Source organism: Pseudomonas sp. XS1P51 (assembly GCF_054897845.1).
On the sequence record NZ_CM142707.1, the window covers coordinates 1816428 to 1838017 of the forward strand.

Annotated in this window: 17 protein-coding genes and 3 pseudogenes; 6 read left to right on the forward strand and 14 right to left on the reverse strand. The window is 60.4% G+C overall.

Annotated elements, in window-relative coordinates; genetic code table 11:
- Positions 1-446: 446 nt before the first annotated feature.
- The 4 genes from ACYZUD_RS08310 to ACYZUD_RS08325 are packed head-to-tail and all read left to right on the forward strand — an operon-like array spanning position 447 to position 5585.
- A complete protein-coding gene (locus tag ACYZUD_RS08310) occupies positions 447-923 on the forward strand; it encodes a formate dehydrogenase subunit gamma (protein ID WP_462023513.1) in 477 nt (158 codons plus the stop codon).
- A complete protein-coding gene (locus ACYZUD_RS08315) occupies positions 920-2482 on the forward strand; it encodes a formate dehydrogenase beta subunit (protein ID WP_462023514.1) in 1563 nt (520 codons plus the stop codon). Before ACYZUD_RS08310 ends, ACYZUD_RS08315 begins: the two co-directional genes overlap by 4 nt.
- Positions 2479-5367: a formate dehydrogenase subunit alpha gene (gene fdhF / locus ACYZUD_RS08320; protein ID WP_462023515.1), complete on the forward strand. Its 2889-nt coding sequence runs from the start codon at positions 2479-2481 to the stop codon at positions 5365-5367. Before ACYZUD_RS08315 ends, fdhF begins: the two co-directional genes overlap by 4 nt.
- Complete coding sequence (locus tag ACYZUD_RS08325; protein WP_462023516.1) at positions 5364-5585, forward strand: formate dehydrogenase subunit delta; 222 nt, start codon at positions 5364-5366, stop codon at positions 5583-5585. The genes fdhF and ACYZUD_RS08325 overlap by 4 nt, the downstream gene beginning before the upstream one ends.
- A 94-nt stretch (positions 5586-5679) precedes the next feature.
- Here ACYZUD_RS08325 and ACYZUD_RS08330 read toward each other — a convergent pair whose 3' ends face one another.
- The 14 genes and pseudogenes from ACYZUD_RS08330 to ACYZUD_RS08395 all read right to left on the reverse strand — a co-directional run bounded on the left by ACYZUD_RS08330 (position 5680) and on the right by ACYZUD_RS08395 (position 19618).
- Positions 5680-7041 (reverse strand): cytochrome c, encoded by a 1362-nt coding sequence (locus tag ACYZUD_RS08330; protein ID WP_462023517.1) that lies wholly within the window; start codon positions 7039-7041, stop codon positions 5680-5682.
- Positions 7042-7053: 12 nt separating this feature from the next.
- Entirely contained in the window at positions 7054-8829 is a 1776-nt protein-coding gene (locus ACYZUD_RS08335) for a GMC family oxidoreductase (protein ID WP_462023518.1), read from the reverse strand.
- Positions 8830-8831: 2 nt separating this feature from the next.
- Positions 8832-9575, reverse strand: coding sequence for a gluconate 2-dehydrogenase subunit 3 family protein (locus tag ACYZUD_RS08340; RefSeq protein ID WP_462023519.1), 744 nt, complete (start codon positions 9573-9575; stop codon positions 8832-8834).
- Positions 9576-9754: 179 nt separating this feature from the next.
- Positions 9755-10249, reverse strand: a pseudogene (locus ACYZUD_RS08345) (methyl-accepting chemotaxis protein); the annotation flags it as partial.
- A gap of 363 nt (positions 10250-10612) precedes the next feature.
- A pseudogene (locus ACYZUD_RS08350) lies at positions 10613-11437 on the reverse strand (cache domain-containing protein); the annotation flags it as partial.
- A gap of 228 nt (positions 11438-11665) precedes the next feature.
- Entirely contained in the window at positions 11666-12820 is a 1155-nt protein-coding gene (argE, locus tag ACYZUD_RS08355) for an acetylornithine deacetylase (RefSeq protein WP_462023520.1), read from the reverse strand.
- 53 nt (positions 12821-12873) lie between these two features.
- On the reverse strand, positions 12874-13284 hold the full coding sequence (locus tag ACYZUD_RS08360; protein ID WP_462023521.1) for a RidA family protein: 411 nt from the start codon (positions 13282-13284) through the stop codon (positions 12874-12876).
- Positions 13285-13369: 85 nt separating this feature from the next.
- Positions 13370-14335, reverse strand: coding sequence for an agmatinase (locus ACYZUD_RS08365; RefSeq protein ID WP_462023522.1), 966 nt, complete (start codon positions 14333-14335; stop codon positions 13370-13372).
- 62 nt (positions 14336-14397) lie between these two features.
- Positions 14398-15165, reverse strand: a complete 768-nt coding sequence (locus ACYZUD_RS08370) for an amino acid ABC transporter ATP-binding protein (RefSeq protein WP_462023523.1) — start codon at positions 15163-15165, stop codon at positions 14398-14400.
- Between the two features lie 12 nt (positions 15166-15177).
- Positions 15178-15822 carry an amino acid ABC transporter permease gene (locus ACYZUD_RS08375; RefSeq protein WP_462023524.1) on the reverse strand — a complete coding sequence of 215 codons (645 nt, stop codon included), beginning with the start codon at positions 15820-15822 and terminating at the stop codon, positions 15178-15180.
- An 11-nt stretch (positions 15823-15833) separates the two neighbouring features.
- On the reverse strand, positions 15834-16490 hold the full coding sequence (locus ACYZUD_RS08380; protein ID WP_462023525.1) for an amino acid ABC transporter permease: 657 nt from the start codon (positions 16488-16490) through the stop codon (positions 15834-15836).
- Complete coding sequence (locus tag ACYZUD_RS08385) at positions 16487-17872, reverse strand: MmgE/PrpD family protein (protein WP_462023526.1); 1386 nt, start codon at positions 17870-17872, stop codon at positions 16487-16489. Before ACYZUD_RS08385 ends, ACYZUD_RS08380 begins: the two co-directional genes overlap by 4 nt.
- 2 nt (positions 17873-17874) lie before the next feature.
- Positions 17875-18675, reverse strand: a complete 801-nt coding sequence (locus tag ACYZUD_RS08390; protein WP_462023527.1) for a transporter substrate-binding domain-containing protein — start codon at positions 18673-18675, stop codon at positions 17875-17877.
- Between the two features lie 67 nt (positions 18676-18742).
- Entirely contained in the window at positions 18743-19618 is an 876-nt protein-coding gene (locus tag ACYZUD_RS08395; RefSeq protein ID WP_462023528.1) for a MurR/RpiR family transcriptional regulator, read from the reverse strand.
- A 447-nt stretch (positions 19619-20065) separates the two neighbouring features.
- Here ACYZUD_RS08395 and ACYZUD_RS08400 point away from each other — a divergent pair.
- Positions 20066-20827: pseudogene (locus ACYZUD_RS08400) on the forward strand (DMT family transporter); the annotation flags it as partial.
- A gap of 139 nt (positions 20828-20966) precedes the next feature.
- Positions 20967-21485 (forward strand): gamma-glutamyltransferase, encoded by a 519-nt coding sequence (locus ACYZUD_RS08405; protein WP_462023529.1) that lies wholly within the window; start codon positions 20967-20969, stop codon positions 21483-21485.
- Positions 21486-21590 lie beyond the last annotated feature (105 nt).

The window sequence follows — 21590 nt, forward strand, 5'->3', positions numbered from 1 at the left end:
GACAGGTATCACCAGGATTACGCCGATTTGAAATCGGAGAAAAAATGCGCAATAGAGCACTTCTGCTCCGTAGAATTCCCCGCGAATCTGATGCTGTTTCTTACCTGTAATGCTTGCTATACATCACCCATCGACAAGCCCTCAGGGCATTAGCCCAGTGAGTGAACGCCCCGTGCCACACTCATCTAGACTCAATGGATAGTCGTAGACAGAACTGAACACGTCGCTTTGGTGCAGTTAAATCATAAGCCGCGTGGCAATCTGCCTTTTATGCCCTTTAAGAGGTGCGGCAAAGACCGCGCCGGGCACAACAAGATGCCCGCCAAGGGTGCCCTGGCCAACGGCCTGAAAATGCCACGATACCGTGACGTGGTGTGAGTGCCGCAGCCGACACTTTCGGACGACCGACAACCATCTGGTTTGTCCGTGACCGTGAGGATTGCTGAATGCCTGATGAGATGTTGCACCTGCCTTTGGTCAACAGTCTGCTGGAGCGCCACAAACGCTCCCCCGGTGCACTGTTGCCCATCCTTCATGATATTCAGGAACGCATCGGTTACATCCCCGATGCCGCCGTCCCCGAGATTGCCCACGCCCTCAACCAGAGTCAGGCCGAGATTCGCGGGGTGATCAGCTTTTACCATGACTTCCGTACCACGCCTCCGGCCCGGCATATCCTGCGCCTGTGTCGGGCCGAGTCCTGCAAGAGTCGCGGCGCCGAGCAGCTCGCGGCGCAGTTGCGCGAACGTCTGCAACTGGATGATCACGGCAGCAGCGCCGACGGCAGCATCAGTTTGCGCCCGGTGTATTGCCTCGGTGCCTGCGCCTGCTCGCCCGCTCTGGAGCTGGATGGCCGGGTGCATGCGCGGCTCAGCGCCGAGCGTCTGGATGCCTTGCTCGACGCTTGCCGGGAGGACGCATGATGCCGGCTTTCTATCTGCCCGGTGATTCGCTGGCCCGTGCCGTGGGTGCCGAAGAGGTTGTGGTAGCCCTTATCACCCATGGCCGGGGACGCGTTGTGCCCCTGGAGGTGCACCGCACCAGCTCGCGCGGCTTGTACTGGCTGGAACCGTTGCTGGAAGTGGACAGCCCGCAAGGCCGTATCGGCTTCGGCCCGCTGACCGCTGCCGATGTGCCGTCCGTGCTCGATGCGCTGGAGAGCGAGCCGTCTTCTCATCCACTGGCATTGGGCCTGGTTGAAGAGTTGTCCTATCTGAAGACGCAACAACGCCTTCTGTTTGCCCGCGCCGGAATCACCCAGCCGCTGTACCTCGATGAATACCGGGAGCATGGTGGTTTCGAGGGTCTGAAAAGAGCCGTCGCCATCGGTGACGAACAGACCGCGACAGAGGTGTTCGAATCGGGCCTGCGTGGCCGTGGCGGCGCGGCGTTCCCCGCCGGGATCAAATGGCGTACGGTACGCGCAACCGAAGCTGCGCAAAAATACATTGTGTGCAACGCCGACGAAGGCGATTCCGGCACCTTTGCCGACCGCATGTTGATGGAAGGCGACCCCTTCCTGTTGATCGAAGGCATGGCCATTGCCGGCATCACCGTCGGTGCCACTTATGGCTACATCTATGTGCGCTCGGAATATCCAGACGCCGTGGCCACCCTGCGCCAGGCGCTGAACATTGCCCGGTCCGCCGGTTACCTCGGTGCCAATGTCGGCGGCAGCGGCCAGGCCTTCGATATGGAAGTGCGGGTCGGTGCCGGCGCTTACATCTGCGGTGAGGAAACCGCGCTGCTGGACTCGCTCGAAGGCAAGCGCGGGGTCGTCCGCGCCAAGCCGCCGATCCCCGCGTTGCAGGGTCTGTTCGGCCTGCCGACGCTGGTGCACAACGTGCTGACGCTGGCCTCGGTGCCGCTGATTCTGGCCAAGGGTGCGCAGTTCTATCGCGATTACGGCATGGGCCGCTCGCTGGGCACCATGCCCTTCCAGTTGGCGGGCAATATTCGTCACGGCGGCCTGGTGGAACGGGCCTTTGGCCTGACCCTGCGCGAACTGGTGGAAGATTACGGCGGTGGTACCGCCAGTGGCCGGCCGCTGAAGGCTGCGCAGGTGGGCGGCCCGCTCGGCGCCTGGGTGCCGCCTTCGCAGTTCGACACGCCGCTGGATTACGAGGCCTTCGCCGGCATCGGCGCGATGCTCGGCCACGGTGGTGTGGTGGTGGCTGACGACAGCCTGGACATGGCCCACATGGCGCGCTTCGCTTTGCAATTCTGCGCCGAGGAATCCTGTGGCAAATGCACCCCTTGCCGCATCGGCTCGACTCGCGGCGTGGAGGTGATCGACCGCCTGCTGGCCGCGCCGGACCAGAGCGGTCGCGATGAGCAGGCGATCATCCTCAAGGACCTGTGCGACACGATGCAATACGGTTCGCTGTGCGCGTTGGGCGGCATGGCCCCCTTTCCGGTAGCCAGCGCCCTCAAGTACTTCCCCGCCGACTTCGGTCTGCAAGCCTCGGAGGCCGAGCAATGATCACTCTTTTCGACCCGAAAACCGATATCGATCTTGGCACTCCGGCCCGCGACAGCCAGGTGCAGGTCACCCTGAACATCGACGGCCGCAGCATCAGCGTGCCCGAAGGCACTTCGGTGATGCGCGCCGCCGCGCTGCTGGGCACCACCATTCCGAAACTGTGCGCCACCGACAGCCTGGAAGCTTTCGGCTCCTGCCGCATGTGCCTGGTAGAGATCGACGGCATGCGCGGCTATCCGGCGTCTTGTACCACGCCGGTCAGCGAAGGCATGACCGTGCACACCCAGACGCCGAAGCTCGCGACCTTGCGCCGCAACGTCATGGAACTGTACATCTCCGATCACCCGCTGGACTGCCTCACCTGCTCGGCCAACGGCAACTGCGAGCTGCAAACCGTGGCCGGCCAGGTCGGCCTGCGGGAAGTGCGTTACGGCTATGAGGGCGACAACCATCTGACTGATGTGAAGGACACCTCCAACCCCTACTTCGACTACGACCCGAGCAAGTGCATCGTCTGCAACCGCTGCGTGCGCGCCTGCGAAGAAACCCAGGGCACCTTTGCCCTGACCATTACCGGGCGCGGCTTCGAATCCCGGGTCGCGGCCGCCGGTGGCGAGAACTTCCTCGACTCGGAATGCGTGTCCTGCGGCGCCTGTGTGCAAGCCTGCCCGACCGCGACGCTAATGGAAAAAAGCGTGGTCGAACTGGGTCAGCCCGAACGCAGCGTAATCACCACCTGTGCCTATTGCGGCGTGGGCTGCTCGTTCCGCGCCGAGATGAAAGGCGACCAGCTGGTGCGCATGGTTCCGGACAAGAACGGCCAGGCCAACCACGGCCACTCTTGCGTCAAAGGGCGCTTCGCCTGGGGCTACGCCACCCACCCGGATCGCATCACCAAACCGATGATCCGCAAACACATCAACGACCCTTGGCAGGAAGTCAGCTGGGATGAAGCGGTGACCTACGCCGCCAGCGAATTCCGTCGGTTGCAGCAAAAATACGGCCGCGACTCCATTGGTGGCATCACCTCCAGCCGCTGCACCAACGAAGAAACCTACCTCGTACAAAAACTGGTGCGCGCTGCGTTCGGCAATAACAACGTCGACACCTGCGCACGGGTCTGCCACTCGCCGACCGGCTATGGCCTGAAACAAACTTTGGGCGAGTCCGCCGGTACCCAGAGTTTCGACTCGGTGATGAAAGCCGACGTGATCCTGGTAATGGGCGCTAACCCCAGCGACGCCCACCCGGTGTTTGCCTCCCAGCTCAAACGCCGCTTGCGTGAAGGCGCGCGGCTGATCGTCATCGACCCACGGCGCATTGATCTGGTGGACTCGGTGCATGCCCGCGCCGAATTGCACCTGGCCCTGCGCCCAGGCACCAACGTCGCCATGCTCAACGCCCTGGCCCATGTCATCGTCACCGAAGGCCTGCTCAACCAGGCCTTTATCGATGCCCGATGCGAGGGCAGTGATTTCGCCCGCTGGAGCGAGCTCGTCAGCCGCGCGGAAAACTCACCGGAAGTCCTTGGCCCCATCTGCGGCGTAGAACCTGCCGACATCCGTGCCGCCGCCCGTTTGTATGCCACCGCCGGCAACGCGGCGATCTACTACGGCCTGGGCGTTACCGAGCACAGCCAGGGCAGCACCGCGGTCATGGGCATCGCCAACCTGGCCATGGCCACCGGCAACATCGGCCGCGAAGGCGTGGGCGTGAACCCGCTGCGTGGGCAGAACAACGTTCAGGGCTCCTGCGACATGGGCTCCTTCCCCCACGAGCTGCCGGGCTACCGACACATCTCCAACGAGGTGGTACGAGCACAGTTCGAACAGGCCTGGAACGTTACCCTGCAACCCGACCCGGGCCTGCGCATCCCCAACATGTTCGAGGCAGCGCTGGGCGGTAGCTTCAAAGGCTTGTATTGCCAGGGCGAAGACATCGCCCAGAGCGATCCGAATACCCAGCACGTCACCGCGGCGCTGTCGGCCATGGAATGCGTGGTGGTGCAGGACATATTCCTCAACGAAACCGCCAAGTTCGCCCACGTGTTCCTGCCGGGCAGTTCGTTCCTGGAAAAAGACGGCACCTTCACTAACGCCGAGCGGCGCATCTCCCGGGTACGCAAGGTCATGGAACCTCTGGGCGGCAAGGCAGACTGGGAAGGCACCGTGGCCCTGGCCAACGCTCTGGGCTACCCGATGAACTACCAGCATCCGTCGGAAATCATGGATGAAATCGCTAGCCTGACGCCGACCTTCACCAACGTCAGCTACGCCGAACTGGAGCGCCACGGCAGCCTGCAATGGCCGTGCAACGCCGCGGCACCGGACGGCACGCCGACCATGCACATCGAGGAATTCGTGCGCGGCAAGGGGCGTTTCATGCTCACCGGCTACGTGCCCACCGAGGAAAAGGTCAACAATCGCTATCCCCTTCTGCTGACCACCGGGCGCATCCTCAGCCAGTACAACGTCGGCGCCCAGACCCGGCGTACCGACAACGTCGCCTGGCACGACGAAGACCGCCTGGAAATCCACCCGACCGACGCCGAGAGCCGTGGCATCAACGAAGGTGACTGGGTCGGCATCGGCAGCCGCGCCGGGCAGACCGTACTGCGTGCGCGGGTCACCGAACGGGTCGCTCCAGGTGTGGTGTACACCACCTTCCACTTTCCTGAATCGGGAGCCAACGTCATCACCACCGACAACTCCGACTGGGCCACCAACTGTCCGGAGTACAAGGTCACCGCCGTGGAAGTCAGTCGCGTCTACCACCCTTCCGAGTGGCAAAAACGCTTCCAGGAGTTCAGCGACGAACAACACCGCCTGCTCAACGAACGCCGCCAGGCACGCACCGCCGAAACAAAAGCCGAGGTACGCCGATGAGCACTGACAACCTGATCAAAATGGCCAACCAGATCGCCCAGTACTTCGCCGGCGAACCGGATCACCAACAGGCTGTGCTCAGTGTGCGTAATCATCTGCAGATGTTCTGGACGCCCGGCATGCGCAAGGAGTTGCTGGCCTGGCAGACAGCGCATCAGGGGGCAGACTTGCATCCGCTGGTGCAGGCGGCGGTCAGTGGGGCGGGCTGGGAGGCTTAGGCAGCACACGATGCTTCGGGATTCCGTGAAGCCCCCCCAAAAAAGGCAGGCTGACGCATTGCACGTCAGCCTGCCCTTTTAGTTACCCGAAGCGTTATGGCTTGGCGATATCCGCCCGCGAAACCGCAGGCGACTCTTTCGGCAGCGTATCCCTGAGCTGCCTGACCTGAGCGGCGCTCACCTCAGGCGCCTGATTGCCCCAACTGTTGCGGATAAAGGTCAGCAACTGTGCCGTCTCATCATCCGACAAGCGCCAGGCAAAACCCGGCATGCCGAGCTCGGAGGGCGCCGTCGCGGTGGCGGGCAGCTTGCTCCCTACCAGCACCAGACGAATCATCGACACCGGGTCTTCCGAGAGCACCGACGAGTTGCCGGCAATCTTCGGGAACACCCGCGCGTAGCCTTGACCGTCGGTGCGGTGACAGGCTGCGCAGTTGTCGACGTACAGCTCAGCACCGCGACTGTCTTCCTGTCCGACGGCCAAGGCTTTAGCCGTGCGTGGATCGGCCTTGAAGCCAGACACCTGGCGCTCGCTGGGGGGCAACGTTTTCAGGTACGCGGCCACCGCTTGCAGATCGCCGTCGTTGAGGTGCTGAGTGCTGTGAACGACCACATCGCCCATGGCGCCACCCAATACCGCGTGGGTCAAGTTGCGTGCGCTACGCATCGTCGCGACGATGTCCCCGACACTCCAATTGCCCAAGCCGTCCGCCGGGTTCCCGCGCAGGTTGACCGCCAGCCAGCCGTCGATCACCGGCCCGCCTGACAGGTAGACCGGGCTCGACTCATCCAGCGCTTTTTCCTGCAGGGTCAACGCCCGTGGCGTATGGCAACTGCCGCAATGCCCAAGGCCTTGAACCAGATAAGCACCGCGCGCCACCTGAGAGTCCTTGTAACCATCAGCCTTGAATGCCACCGCATCGGGGTCGGGTGCGAACACCTTGCGCCAGATCGCCAGCGGCCAGCGCATCGACAATGGCCACGGCACCCCATTGGCGCGGTTCTCGGCATTGACCGGGGCGACACCGTGCATGAAATACGCATACAGCGCCCGCACGTCGTCATCGCTGATCTTCGCGTAAGCCGGGTATGGCATCGCCGGGTACAGGCTGTCGCCATTGGCCGCGATACCGTGGCGAATCGCGCGATCAAAATCATCCAGCGAGTAAGCGCCGATGCCCGAGGCTTTGTCGGGCGTGATGTTGCTGCTATAGAGCGTGCCAATCGGCGAGGCAATCGGCAGGCCACCGGCGAACGGTTGGCCACCCTTGGCGGTGTGGCAAGCCGTGCAATCGCCAGCATCCGCCAGGTAGCGCCCCTTCTCGACCAGCGCCGCCTGCTCTGCTTCAGGTGCCGCCTGCAACGCACGGGTGTGGGTCGGCCAGAAGGCGAACGACAACACGACAACCAGCACCACCATACCCAGCCCAACCAGGCTCAAGAGAAACTTTTTCATGGATTTCTCTCCTTAGGCCTGAACCAGCGGGCCGGGATTTTTCAGGTATTGCTCGCGAATGGCCTTGGCAGACCAGTACGCCAGCGCGCCCACCATCCCGGTCGGGTTGTAGCCGTTGTTTTGCGGGAACGCATTGGCGCCGATGGCGAACACGTTATGGACATCCCAGGATTGCAGATAACGGTTCAGCGCCGAGGTTTTGGGGTCACTGCCCATGATCGCGCCACCACAGGTATGGGTGCTCTGGTACTTGGTGATGTTGTAATGCTCGCCCGGTTTCTTGGCGTCGCCGGCCAGGGCAGTCGGGTTGAGGATTTTCGACATTTCCAGCGCCTTGCCTACCAGGAATTGCGAGGCCTTGATTTCATTGTCATGCCAGTCGAAGTTCATCCGCAGCAGGGGTCGTCCGAAGCCGTCCTTGTAGGTCGGATCAAGGCTCAAGTAGTGCTGACGGTACGACATGCAGGCGCCCTGCACTTCGAAGTAAAACGAGTGACGGAAAGCATCGCTGGCGGCCTGTTTCCACTGCGTGCCCCAAGCTGGCGTGCCCGGCGGCACGTTGATCCCGCGTACCGGACCGGCACCCGGTTGTCGCGCCCAGATGATCCCGCCGCCGACGAACCCGGCCTTGGCATTGTCCAGCTGGTTACCGTTGAGGTTGTCCATGGTCGTGCCCGCGCCACCGATGCCGATGAACTGGTTGGCCTGCACTTCCTTGCCGAAAAACAGCACCACGCGGTTGAGGTTCTGGTACGAGTAATTACGGCCGATGGTGCCTTCGCCACTCAGCGGGTCGTACGGTTTGCCGATGCCCGAGAGCAGCATCAAATGCACGTTGTACAAAGAAAACGCGCAGAGCAGAACCAGGTCGGCCTGTTGCTCGACTTCACGTCCCTGAGCATCCAGATACGTGACGCCGGTCGCCTTTTTGCCATCGCTGTCGAGATTGACTTTCAGGACTTGCGCATGGGTGCGCAGTTCAAAGTTTTTGCGCTGGCGCAGGACTGGCAAGATGCTGATGTTCGGGCTGGCCTTGGAGTAGTTCAGGCAACCGTAATCGCTACAGAACCCGCACGCGTTGCACGGGCCCATCTGGCATCCGTACGGGTTGACGTAAGGCGCCGACGCGTTGGATGCCGGAATCGGATACGGGTCCCACCCCATCTCGCGGGCCGCACCGTAAAACATTTCCGCACCGAGATAATTAGGGTTCGGACCCAACGGGAATTCACGCGAGCGCGACCCTTCGAAAGGGTTGCCGCCCGGCTGTTTAGCGCCCTGAATCACACCGGCCTTGCCAGACGTGCCGCAAACGTATTCGAAGTGATCAAAGTGCGGCTCAAGATCTTCGTAGCTGACCGGGAAATCCTGGATGGTCATGTCGGCGGGAATGAAGTTGGCGCCATAGCGCTGCTCGACATTGCTGCGCAGCTTGAAATCTTCCGGCAGCGCGCGGAAGTGACAGCCCGACCAGTGACTGCCCGCGCCGCCGACGCCGGTGCCCGGTTTGAATGAGCCCATCTGCCGATACGGCACGGCGTTGGAGGTCAGGTTATGCCGCGCGGTGACGGTTTCCTGGGACAGGCTTTGCAGATAGCGGCGATGCACCGAACCTTCAAGTTCATCGACCACTTTCGGGTAAGCGAAATCAGGCTGCGTGTCGCGATCAGCACCGCGTTCCAATACCACGACCGTCAACCCCGCATCGGTGAGTTCCTTGGCCATGATCGCCCCGGTCCAGCCCATGCCGACAATAACTGCATCTACTTTTGGTTTAACGTTCGCCATGCTCAACCCCTCCGCCCGGCAAGATCCACCGGGGGTAACGGGTACGGCTTGTCACGCACCGTCACCCAATCCATGTAATCGGCGCGCATGCCGGGATAGCCGATCATCTTCCACGCGCCCATGTTTTTATTACCGCCGTGGGAAGGGTCGGCGAAGTAGCCGTTGCGCACTTCGTTGAGCAAGTTGCTGAAGAACAGTTTCGAAGAAATGTCTTCCAGCGCCAGCTTGCCGCTCTCGGCATTTTTCAGCAGTTCTTCCTGCTGGGCAGTCGACAGCTGCGCAAAGGTCTTGCCGGAGAACGTTTTCATGCAACTGGCGTCAACGGCCTTGATGCCGACCCGCAGGGTTTCGCGCAATGTCAGGCGGCCCTGATAACCAAACTCCGGCGCCGCTTCAATGAAGGGTCCCTGCATGTACCAGATGCCACCGTTGGCGTAGGGGGTTTGCATGTGCCGGTCGAGGAACTCCGGCACGCCCAGTTCGACGGCGCCGGGGCCAACCGGGTCGGACGGGATCAGACGGTCGCAGGCAGCAATCAGGAATGCCCACTCTTGAGGGGTGAAGAACGTGGGTTTGTAGTCATCGGCCTTCTCCGGTGCTCGCGCGCCGGACTGGGCGTCACTGGCCGGGGTCTGGGCGAATGTGGCGGTGGGAAGGCCAGCACTGGCCAGGGTTACGACAGGGATAAGCGTCAACGACTTGCGCAAAAAGTCGCGACGCCCGGGCGAGGTATCGTTATCGGACATTGGTTACTCACTCCTGGGTCTAAGCACGGGTGTACTTTTGTCTTTCTGGTTTTTCTTATGATTTGCCGCACGGCAAAAAAATAGATTGCCACCTAATCATGATCAAGCTAACTAATAAGTCGTTACTAAAACAGCTATCGCCGCCTGTTGCCAGGCAAGCGACGGGTTTAAACGGTTCATCAGATTTTGAATTGGCTCACCAGGCTGTTCAGGTTGGCACCCAGCGAAGACACTTCCCGCATGGTGCGTGCGCTTTGCTCGGTCTCATCGGCAAGGCTTTCCACCGCACCGGCAATCTGATGCACGCTGCGGTTGATTTCTTCGGCTACCGAGGTCTGCTCTTCTGCCGCGCTGGCAATCTGTGCGTTCATCGCGTTGATCGTACCGATCAAGCCCGAGATCGAGTCCAGCGACGCCCCGACTTCGTTGGTCTGCTGGTTGGCCCCCTCGCCTGCTTCGGTCGAGCGTTGCATCGCGACAACCGACGCTGTGGTGCCCGCTTCCAGGCGGGTGATCATGCCCTGGATTTCCTGGGTGCTTTGTTGCGTACGACTGGCCAGAGCGCGCACTTCATCGGCGACCACCGCAAAGCCACGACCGGCTTCACCGGCACGCGCGGCTTCAATGGCCGCGTTGAGTGCCAACAGGTTGGTCTGATCGGCAATCGAGCGAATCACATCGAGCACCGAGACAATGGAGCGCACGTCTTGCTGCAGGCTGTCGAGGCTGGTGCCGCTCAGGCGAATGTCGGACACCAGCGCGCTCATCCCGATAATGTTGTTGCCCACGACCTTGCGCGCGGCGTGGCCCTGCTGATCGGTCTCTGCCGCAGCCTCGGCAGCACGCTGGGCGCTGACCGCGACTTCCTGGGCAGCAGCAGACATTTCGTGGATGGCGGTTGCGACCTGGTCGGTCTCGTTGCGCTGGCGCTGCATGGCCTGTTCAGAGCGCAAGGTTTGCTGCGTCGCCTGATTCACCAGCCCATCCAGCTGGGTGGTCATCTGCGCCACCTGACTCACCATGGTGTGGATCTTGTCGACGAAACGGTTGAACGACCCAGCTAGATCACCCAGTTCATCGCTGCTGGTGATCGCCAGGCGATGGGTGAGATTACCGTCACCGGCCGCAATATCATCCAGATTGGTCTTGAGCACACGCAGCGGACGCACCACACCATTGGCGGTCCAGATACCCGCAGTCACGGTCACCAGCAACACCAACAGCGTCACGAGAAAGATGCTGCCGAGCAGATCCCGGGTGCGTTGTTTGACCGAGGCCTGTTCCAGCAGCATGGCGGCGTCGATGTCATCCATATTGATGGCGCTGCCCAGCACCATGTCCCATTTTTCCAGGTAAACCGTGTAGCCCAGCTTGGGGACCTGAACGCTCTCCTCGCCAGGTTTAGGCGCCGCATAGTCGATGTAGTGCTTGCCGTTTTTAGCCACTTCCACAAAGGTCTGGTAGTGGTAGGAACCGTCGGGGTCCTGGGTGTCCCAGAAACTCTTGCCCACACCCGCCGCGCTGTCGCCACGGAAGATCCGCACCCCCTTGGTGTCGTAACCGAAGAAGTAGCCTTCATCGCCAAACTTAACCGGTTTGAGGATTTGCAGCGCTTTGTCTCGGGCGGCCATATCGCCATTCGCCGAAGCATCATGCAAGGGCTTGATGGTGGTCAGCGCAACCTCGACATAGTTCTTCAACACGTCGCGATTACGCTTGATCAGACTGTCACGGGTTTCCTGCATTTGCTGATCGGCGGTGCGCTGCAACATCCACGATGCGAGGCCGCTGATGATCAATGCGAACAACAACGCGGGGATGATGGCCAGACACAGCAACTTGCCTTTGACTGTAAGCTTCATGAACGATATGCCCTTCAGATCAGTGTGGTTTTCAGCATATCGACCGGACTAGACACATCTTGATACCAATGATGGCATTTTGACGTCAAATATTTATCGATAGTCAATCTAGCGCATGAATCACTGTTCCAGGTGCAGTCAGATTGTCGGGATGCTGCCACTTGTTCACATCAAAATGCCGGATGACCCAGCCTCACTTAATGCCTACGGTGTCCTGTGACGCAGATTTCAGCGTCGCAGTGAATTCACCAATCGATCCAGTAACTCTTCGCACAAGCGCAACTGCTCGCAGCTCACGAATTCGTCGGGCTTATGTGCCTGTTCGATGGAGCCAGGGCCGCAGACCACGACCGGTACTGACAGCCGATCCGCGAAAAGCCCCCCTTCGGTGCCAAAGGCGACTTTCGTGAAGCCTGTACCGGGACTGGCCAGCGATTGCAGAAAGCGCACCGCCTCTACCGTGGGGTGCGTGTCGAGGCCGGGATAGTGGTTGAGCGGTTCAATCTGGATGCCTGCCTGCGGCGATAATCGACGCGCCTGCTGACTGATGCGTTCAGCTTGTGCCTGCAAGTTTTCGATCATGGCCACCTGGCTATCCTGGGCCAGGTAGCGAATCTCAATGTCCATGCTGCACGTATCCGGAACGATGTTCAGTGCTTTGCCGCCGTTGATGAGACCGACATGCAAGGTGCTGTAGGGGATGTCGTAGGCCGGGTCCTGATGCCCGTTGTCAGCCTGGTGCGCCTGAGTCTTGCGCAGCACGTCGATGAAGTCGCTGGCCAGGTGAATGGCATTGACCGCAAGGGGTGCGAGAGAAGAATGCCAGGCTTCGCCATGGCAATGAACCCGCATCGCCGACTTACCTTTGTGACCCAGGGCTAATTGCATCAGCGTAGGTTCGCCGATCAGGCAGAGGTAAGGCTTCACGGGCGCGAGTTCCAGGACGTCGATCAATCGTCGAACCCCGACACAACCGATTTCTTCGTCATACGACAGCGCCAGTTGAAGAGGACGTTTGAGCGGTGTTTGCGCAGCCATGAGCATGGCATTCAGGGCGCAGGCAATGAACCCCTTCATGTCACAGCTGCCCCGACCATAGATACGGCCATCTTTTTCCGTGGCGCTGAACGGTGTGGTGGTCCAGTGCTGGCCCTCAACCGGCACCACATCGGTATGACCCGAAAGCAACACGCCGGGCTGGTCGATTGGCCCGATGCTGGCAAACAGGTTGGCCTTCTTGCCGTGCTCGTCGAACACCAGCGTGCACTCGATGCCCTTGCTGCCCAGCAACGCGCGTACGTATTGGATCAACGCCAGGTTTGACTCCGATGACACCGTATTGAAGCCAATCAGACGGCGAAGGATGTTGATACTCGCGCTCATGTAAAACCTGCTTTCGATGGGTTCGGGATCGATCGTTCACGGCCCTCCGACGGTCAGCCGGGGATCACCGCAATCACATCGATTTCCATCAACCATTGCGGCTGGCCCAACGCGGAAACCACCAGCCCGGTGGAGATCGGGAAGACGCCCTTGAGCCATTTTCCAACGACCTGATAGACCTCCTCCCGGTAGCGTGGGTCAATCAGGTAGATAGTGATTTTGACGATGTCTTGTAGCTGGCTGCCGGCTTCTTCAAGCAGTTGCCTGACGTTTTTCATGGCCTGCTCAGCCTGGGCCCTGGCGTCACCCAGACCGATGAGGTTACCGTCGAAGTCGCTGCCCAATTGCCCCCTGACGTAAACGGTATTGCCCGCGCGAACGGCCTGACAGAGGTCATTGTCCAGCGACTGATTGGGGTAAGTGTCCTTGGTGTTGAACATTCGGATACGCGTGTGAGTCGGCATGATTGACCTGGCTTTATCGACAAATAAAAATGATTGAGAAGCGCCATTCCCTGGCCTCAGGGTTTGATCCGAAAACGACGTTGAATTACAGCGGCGGCGCGTCGAAATAATCGGCGCGCACGGCGGCACCGATCAGGTTGACGATCAGCCGGCCTGCGGTGATGCAGCTGATGTTGTTAACGTCTGTCGTGGGTGTGATTTCAACGATGTCCATGCCGACTACCTTGCCTTTGTTGACCAGACCATGAATCAGTTTGCGCATTTGCACGTAGGTGACGCCTCCCAGTGCAGGACCGGCGACACCGGGCATGATCGACGGGTCGAGGCCATCGGCATCAATGGTCAGGTAGTAGTTGCCATTGTCGGGAATCCGGTCCAGCACCGATTGCATGCCGTTGTCATGGACTTCATAGGCCGTGATCAGGTGTGCGCCATAGTCCACAGCCGCCTGGAAATCCGTCTGCCGGCCGCTGCCCTGAGCGCGCAGGCCGATCTGAAAGATTTCTCCGATATGATCCATCTCCGAGGCACGGCGGATCGGGCTGGAGAGGCCGTCGCGGACGCCATTGATTTCATCACGCCAATCCAGGTGCGCGTCGATGTGGATGAGTGTGATAGGACCGCGACCTTCATAGGCGCGGAGGATGGGGATCGGGATGCTGTGGTCGCCACCCAGAATAATCGGCATGGCGCCCGCCTCCAGAATCTTGCGGATCGCTTGTTCGGCTCGCAGGCCATGGCTGTTCAGATCGGCCGGATCGGCAGGCACGTTGCCGCAGTCGACGACTTTCAACGCGCGGTTGTCGTAGATCGGTCCACCCACGTCGAAGTCGTAATGGTGCAGTGCGCGGCAGATGCGATCGCTCATTGCGCGAATGGCGTCCGGCGCCTTGCTTTGATCATTGGTGATGTGTTCGGCCACATAGGCCTTTCCGAAAGGCATGCCGACAATTGCGACATGAGCGTCGAGCTGGTCGAGGTCAGTGCAGATCGGTGACCACAGAAAGCTCTGGTGTTTTTTGGAGGGCGGTACGGTCAACGGAAAAGCCATGGGTGTCTCCTGAACTGGCAGAGTGAAAGTAGGACGAAAGAGTGAAACCACCGGCTGGATGATCAATTTTCCATGGACAGGAAACGTCGCAACTCAGCGGTTTTCGGGGAAGTAAATAGAGTCTCGGGATCGCCAGCCTCGTGGACCTGGCCTTGATGCATGAAAATCACTCGGTCACTGACCCTGCGTGCAAAGGCCATTTCGTGGGTGACCATGATCAGCGTCATGCCCTCTTTGGCGAGCCCTTCGACGACTTGCAGCACTTCGCCGACCAGCTCAGGGTCCAGGGCTGAAGTGATCTCGTCGCAGAGCAATACTTGTGGGTTCATCGCCAGCGAACGAGCGATCGCAACGCGCTGTTGCTGGCCGCCGGAAAGCTGATCGGGGAAGGCATCGAAGCGTTCGCCCAGCCCTACGCGATCCAGTAATTTACGGGCGTGGCGTTCGGCGTCGGCGCTGGACGCTTTCTGTACCAGACGCGGGGCGAGCATCACGTTCTGTCCGGCGCTCAGGTGCGGGAACAGATTGAAACTCTGGAAAATCATCCCGACGTTCTGCCGCAGTTCGCGCATGGCCTGGCGGTCATCCTGGCGGATCAGCTGGCCATCGACGGCAACGCTGCCTTCCTGAAATTGTTCAAGCCCGTTCAGGCAGCGCAGCAGCGTGCTCTTGCCCGAACCGCTCTTGCCGATGATGCAGACCACTTCTTTGCGGGCGATCTGCAGGTCGACACCTTTGAGTACTTCGTTGTCGCCGAAGCGCTTGCGCAGGCCGCGGATATCGACCAACGCAAAGTCGGGCCTGGGGTCGTGAGTATGTGAGGGATTCATATTGGCAAGCCCCTATCGGCGAAGTTTCTGTTCAAGTACGCGGCTGTACCACGACAGCGGAAAGCACAGCGCGAAGTACATCAGCGCGACCGAGCCATAGATGAAGAAGGGTTGGAAGGTGGCATTGGTGATGATCTGGCCGGCGCGGGTCATTTCGACGAAACCGATGACCGAGGTCAGCGCCGTGGCCTTGACCACCTGCACCATGAAACCGACGGTGGGCGCGATGCCTGCACGCAACGCCTGGGGCAGAATCACGTAGCGCATCTGTTCGCTGAAGCTCAGCGCCAGGCTGCTGGACGCTTCCCACTGACCGCGGTCGATAGACTCGATGCCACCGCGCCAGATCTCGGTGAGGTAGGCGCTGGCGTACAGGGTCAGGCACACCGACGCGGCCACCAGCGGCGTGGTTTCGACGCCAAACATGGCGAGGCCGAAATACACCAGGAACAGCTGCAACAGCAGCGGCGTACCCTGAAACAGCTGGACATACAGCATCACCAGCCCGCGCACCATTCGGTTCCCGGTCAGACGCAATACCACCAGCAGCGCCCCCACGAGACCACCGCCGATGAATGCGATCAGCGACAGGCCAATGGTCCAGCGCATGGCCAACAGCAGGTTGCGTGCGATATCCCATACTGTGAATTCGAACATGGGGTTATCCCTCAGCGGCCAAAGATGAAGCGCGGACCGACCCAGTTCAGCAGGCGGCGCAGGGCGATGGAGAGCAGCAGATACAGGCCTGCGACCACGATGTAGGTTTCGAAATTACGGAATGAGTTGCTGGCGATCTGGTTCGCGGCGTAGGTCAGCTCTTCGGTGGATATCTGGCTGCACACCGCGGACCCGAGCATGATGATAACCATCTGGCCGACCAGAGCCGGCCACACACGTTTGATTGCCGGAGGCAGGATCACCCTGGAGAAGATTTGCCAGCGATCCAGCGCAAGGCTTTGCGCCGCCTCGATTTGTCCATCAGGTGTCGCCTCAATACCTGAACGGGCGATCTCGCTGACATAGGCCGCCAGATTAATCACGTTGGCCAGGATCGCAGCGGTCAGCGCGGTCATTTTCAGCCCCAGGCCCGGTAGCCCGAAAAAGATGAAGAACAGCTGAATGATGAACGGCGTATTGCGGATCAGCTCGACGTACAGACCCACTGTCCAGCGCGCCCACAACGGCCCTTTGCTGCGGACCAGACCGCAGGCGATACCCAATGCGGTGCCGAAAACTGCCGACAACAGCGTGAGGAATACCGTCAACAGTAATCCGTCCAGCAACAACGGCCATTGAGTGAGTACCACAGAAAAATCTAATGTCATGAGTCGGTCGGTTCCACAGGATGTGTGTAAGGCAGGAGGCGGCGAACACGGGGGGTACGCTCCAGCTGTTCCAGGCGTTCAAACAGTCCTTGCGCTTGAAGCGCTGGCATTACCGGGGTGGTGCACCCCATGAACTTGTCGCGCAGTTGCGCTTGAGACAGTGGATTGACGGCTGACCCAAGGGGCATTGCGCAAAACCGCTCGACGCTGCGGCCGTCGTTGCATAGCACCTTGACCCATGCCCCTTCAGGGGCGGAGTCAAGCCGTTCGGTGTCCCAGCGCTCGCTGCTGCACATGCGCACGCGCTTCATCAGGCCTTGCATGTCCAGGCGATTGATCGTTTCAGCGGTCAAGGCACCGAGCGTGATTTCCCCCAGCAGACAGGTTCCGGCCATGGCGAAGGGCATGCTGAACTGCGCTTGCTGGCGCTGTGTGGGCAGGTCATGGATCAGGTTCTGGATCACGATGGGTGGGACGTCGCAGATAATTTCGGCGATATCTTTAACCGCTACCACGCCGCTCCCGAGCATTGCCTTTAGCGCATCCACCGCAGCATGGGATGACAGGCAAAGCGGTATGCGCTTTATGTCGACGCCGGGGGCCAGCAGGTTCCAGTGCTGCCCCGGCAGCGGTAGCGTCTTGAGTACACCCGCGTTGAACATCGCAGCCAGGCCATTGGCATGTTCGACGATATCCACCGGCCCGCGACTGCCCTGCTCGGCGAGCAAGGCGGCCATGACCCCGGTTTCACTGGTGCGCCCGGCCATCAGGGCCTTGGCGTCGGTGCCAAAACCGGCTTTCATCGCGCCCGTGCCGGACAGTGCAATACCCAGCGCTGATGCCGTACGTTCGGCGTCGAGCCCCAGCGCATGGCACGCCGCAGCGCAGGCCCCCACCACACCCAGCAACCCTGTGGTCCACCAGCGACGTTCATAGAGCTGTCGAGTCAGTGCTTTGGCCAGTGCATATTCACACTCGGATCCGACCACGAACGCCGTCAGCAGCGCCGCGCCATCCAGGTCACGCAGCTGCGTCACGGCCAGGGCGGCTGGCATGATGACCACCGATCCATGGACAACACCCGGATAACAGTTGTCGTCGAAGTCCAGCGCATGTCCGGCCGTCGCGTTGACGAAGGCAGCTGCTGGCGCGCTGAGCCATTGTGCATGCCCCAGCAATACTGAATCTCCGGCGGCGCTGACGGCGAGACTGATCGTTCGCGCCTGAGTGGCGACGTCGCTGTCACTGCCCGCCAGCGTGACCCCGATCGTATCGATCAGGCAGCGCTTGGCAGCGAGCAGGACCGCGGGCGGAATCTGCTCCAGGCGGACTGTCGAGCTCCAGCGCGATAGCGCGACGAGGGTTGGGGTAAGTTCGCTCATGGTTACTCTGGAAGCTCGCCTGCAGGGGCTCCCAGCCATTTCTGCGAAATGGCATCCAGTGTCCCGTCCGCCTTGGCAGCACGAATAATCTGGTTCACTTTGGCACGCAGTTCAGGCTGATCCTTGTTCATGCCGATGTAGTTGGGCGAGTTGGACAGCACGACCTTGAGCGCGATGTCCAGGTCCGGGTTTTTCTGCTTGAGTGAGGCCGCGACCGTGGTGCCGATAGCGACCATTTGGGTCTGACCGGAGATGAACGCAGCAATGGTGCTGTTGTTGTCCTCGAAACGCTTGGCCACAGCCTGTGGGGCGGCGTCGGTCAGCTCGCGATCCTGCATCGATCCACGAGTCACCGAAACCGATTTGCCGGCCATGTCGGCCAGGGACTTGACCGGTAACGCAGAGGCACCAAATACCGCGTCGAAGAACGGCGAATAGGCAATGCTGTAGTCGATCACCTTCTCGCGTTCCGGTGTTTTACCCAGCGAGGAGATAGTGAAGTCGGCCTTGCCCGACTGAATGTAGGCCACCCGATTAGGTGCGGTGACCGGCACAAGTTCAAGCTTCACGCCCAGCTTGTTTGCCATCAGCTTCGCCACGTCGATATCCAGGCCCTGGGGCACCATGTCCGGGCCGACATAACCGTAAGGTGGATAATCCACCGGTACGGCGACACGCAGCTCTTTACTTTTAAGAATCTGATCGAGAGCTTCACCCGCCTGGACGAACGAGCTGGAAAGCAGGGCGCAGAGCCCCGACACGATGAGGGTTGTTTTAAAGGGCTGGCGCGGATTGACGTTCATAGTGGTGCTCCGATGGTTAAGCGGCTCAAGGTTCGAAAAAAGGTACGGATGAAGGCGGGTCGGTTGTTCACCCCAGGTCCCACCACTCTCCAAGGCTCAGGAGTTGTTCTTCGGTGTGGGTGACCGAGGCTTCGATGTTCTGGCTGGAGGTGGCCGACATCAGCGCCACCAGAATTTCGCTGACCAACATAGCCGGCACGATGGTGTCGTAGAAGGACGGTGTCTGGTTTTTCACGATGATGGTTTCAGCCGCCAACCTAGCGGTTGGCGAGGTGACACTGTCTGTGATGGTGATGATGCGCACGCCCTGCTGGTGCAGGTAATTGGTCAGGGTGATCAGGCGTCGCGAATAGCGCGGCAGACTGCACACCAGCGCCACATCTTTCGGGCTGGTCTGGTTGATAATCGACATCACGCCGCTTTCGCCAGCGCCTTCGACCAGGCGCACGTTCTTCGCGAAATAAGAAGCTACGTGGGAGAACTGAAACGCCACGCCAAACGACGAGCGCATCCCCAGGCAATAGACTTGGCGAGCACCGGCGAGCAAGGCCACCGCGCGTGAAATCGACTCCAGGTTTTCCTGACCGCACATCAACTGGATTTGCTCGATGGCGTTGTTGGCCATGTCCTCGATCACCCGGTGCGCGCCGACGCGCTGCTTGAGTTCGACCAGATCATGGGCCCGAGAGCCATAAGCATTGTTGTGCCCACGCAATGAATCGATGAACAGTTCGCGGAGCTCGTCGTATCCAGCCATGCCCACACGCTTGGCCAGTCGGGTCATGGTGGAGGGCGGCACATTGGCCAGGCGTGCCAGATCACGCATGGACATCACCGCGACCTCATGCGGGTTATCCAGTATGAAACTGGCTGCCGCACGCTCTTGCCGGGGGAAGGCTTCGAACTGCTGTTTCAGTTGCGCGCAAAGAAGGTCACGGTCCATCGGCATAACCACGAATGAATGCGGAAGATGCAGGTTAAATTGCAACAGATGTGCCATAAAAAAAACGAATGATTCAAATGAACCAGTATTCGGACGTAGCCTTTTGGCACAGGTGTTAGCCGCTCAGTGTGCCTGTCACCCAAATTCGATTGGCCTGATTCACTAATTGATTCGATTGAATCGCCGCGCTCCGGACGGCAATACCGTCACGGCAGTGCAATTCAATGCTGACCCTGGTTTTTCCGCATTCCCATGGTGCAGCGCACCGGCGTGGTGCGGGGAGAAGGCATCGTTACCCCCTCCTTACGCGTTCTACCGTTTATGAAGTTTTCCTTCATAGGGCATAGCCATTCAGAGGGATTATCCGTCGCACGACCCGCTCCTACCATGAAGCGCCCCTTACCAAACAATGATGTTTTGAGGGCGTTCAGGAGCAATGAACAGACAATGTCAGGCCAAACTGTACTTGTATCGGGCTTAACGTCACGTCGCCGTAACACCCACTATGGCATTGCCTTCGGGTCGATAGCGGCGGTTATCTGGGGCGCATTTCTTGCCGTTTCCCGCCACGGGATCGGTGCCGGACTGCACGCCAGTGACCTTGCGTTCATTCGCTATGCCGTCGCCGGTGCAGTCCTGCTGCCATGGGTGCTGACCCATTCACCTCGCACACTGGCAGGTATCGGCTGGCGACGCGGCATCGTTTTGTCGCTGCTGGCCGGTCCGCTCTTTGTACTGATCGGCGCGAGCGGTTACCTGTTCGCGCCGCTTGCACACGGCGCGGTCATTCAGCTCGGCGTACTGACGCTCATGAGCGTCTGTCTTGCCGCCCTGCTGCTTCGCGAACACCTGAGAACATCACGGATGATCGGGCTCGGCATCATCATCGCCGGGCTGGTGACGATTGCAGGCCCAGGGCTCCTGGATGGCCAGTCCCAAGCCTGGATCGGGGATTTGCTGTTTGCTTGCAACCGCACGCCTCTGGCGTTGGCCCACAGCCAGGGTAAGGTCTACAACATGCCACCGCCCACTCAGGGGTTGGTATCGCTGATGATTCTGGGCCTGATGGACCGGCTGCAAGGCAGCGCTGCCCACCATTTGAGTGCGGACTACGTGCACAGCGCGGTGGAATCGGCCAAGCAGGCGTTCAAGATTCGCGACCGACACATTACCGATCCGCGGTACATGAACATCGACCCTTCGACGTTCCTTGCCCCCGATGCGCTGGACGCCATGGCCAAACACATCGACCCGCAGGTCGCTGCGGCATGCGGCATGGGGCAGCGGCAAGGGTCCGGCCGATACGGTCTGGATGGGTGTGATCGACGGGCAAGGCAATGCCGTTTCGATGATCCAGAACATCTACCACGAATTCGGTTCCGGCATTGTGCTGCCCGGCAGCGGCGTGAACTGGCAGAACCGTGGTGCGTCGTTTTCGCTCGACCCGCAACACATCAACGGCCTGGCACCCGGTAATAAGCCATTCCACACCTTGAACCCGGCCCTGGCACACCTGGCGGACGGCCGGACCCTTGTATACGGCAACATGGGCGGCGACGGCCAGCCACAGAGCCAGTCGGCCGTTTTCACGCGCACCGTCGTCCATGGCCTCAATCCTCAGGCAGCCGTCAGTGCGCCACGCTGGTTGCTGGGGCGCACCTGGGGCCAGGCTTCCGACACCCTAAAGCTGGAAGGCCGATTTGCTCCCGACACCCTGGCCGAGCTTCGGGAGCGAGGGCATGACGTCGAAGTGCTCGCCGACTACGACGAAGCGTGCGGGCATGCCGGCTGTGCCCTGCGTTATCCCGATGGAAGCCTGGAAGGCGGTTCTGATCCTCGCTCCGACGGGGCGGTGGCAGCCTTTTAAGCACAGAGCAAGCGTATGGAATGCTGGTGTGAGTGGCGTATGGAAATCCTGCCGGGTCAGCGGTAGCCACTCCAGCCCTTGGCGCAGGATCAATTCGGCTGATTC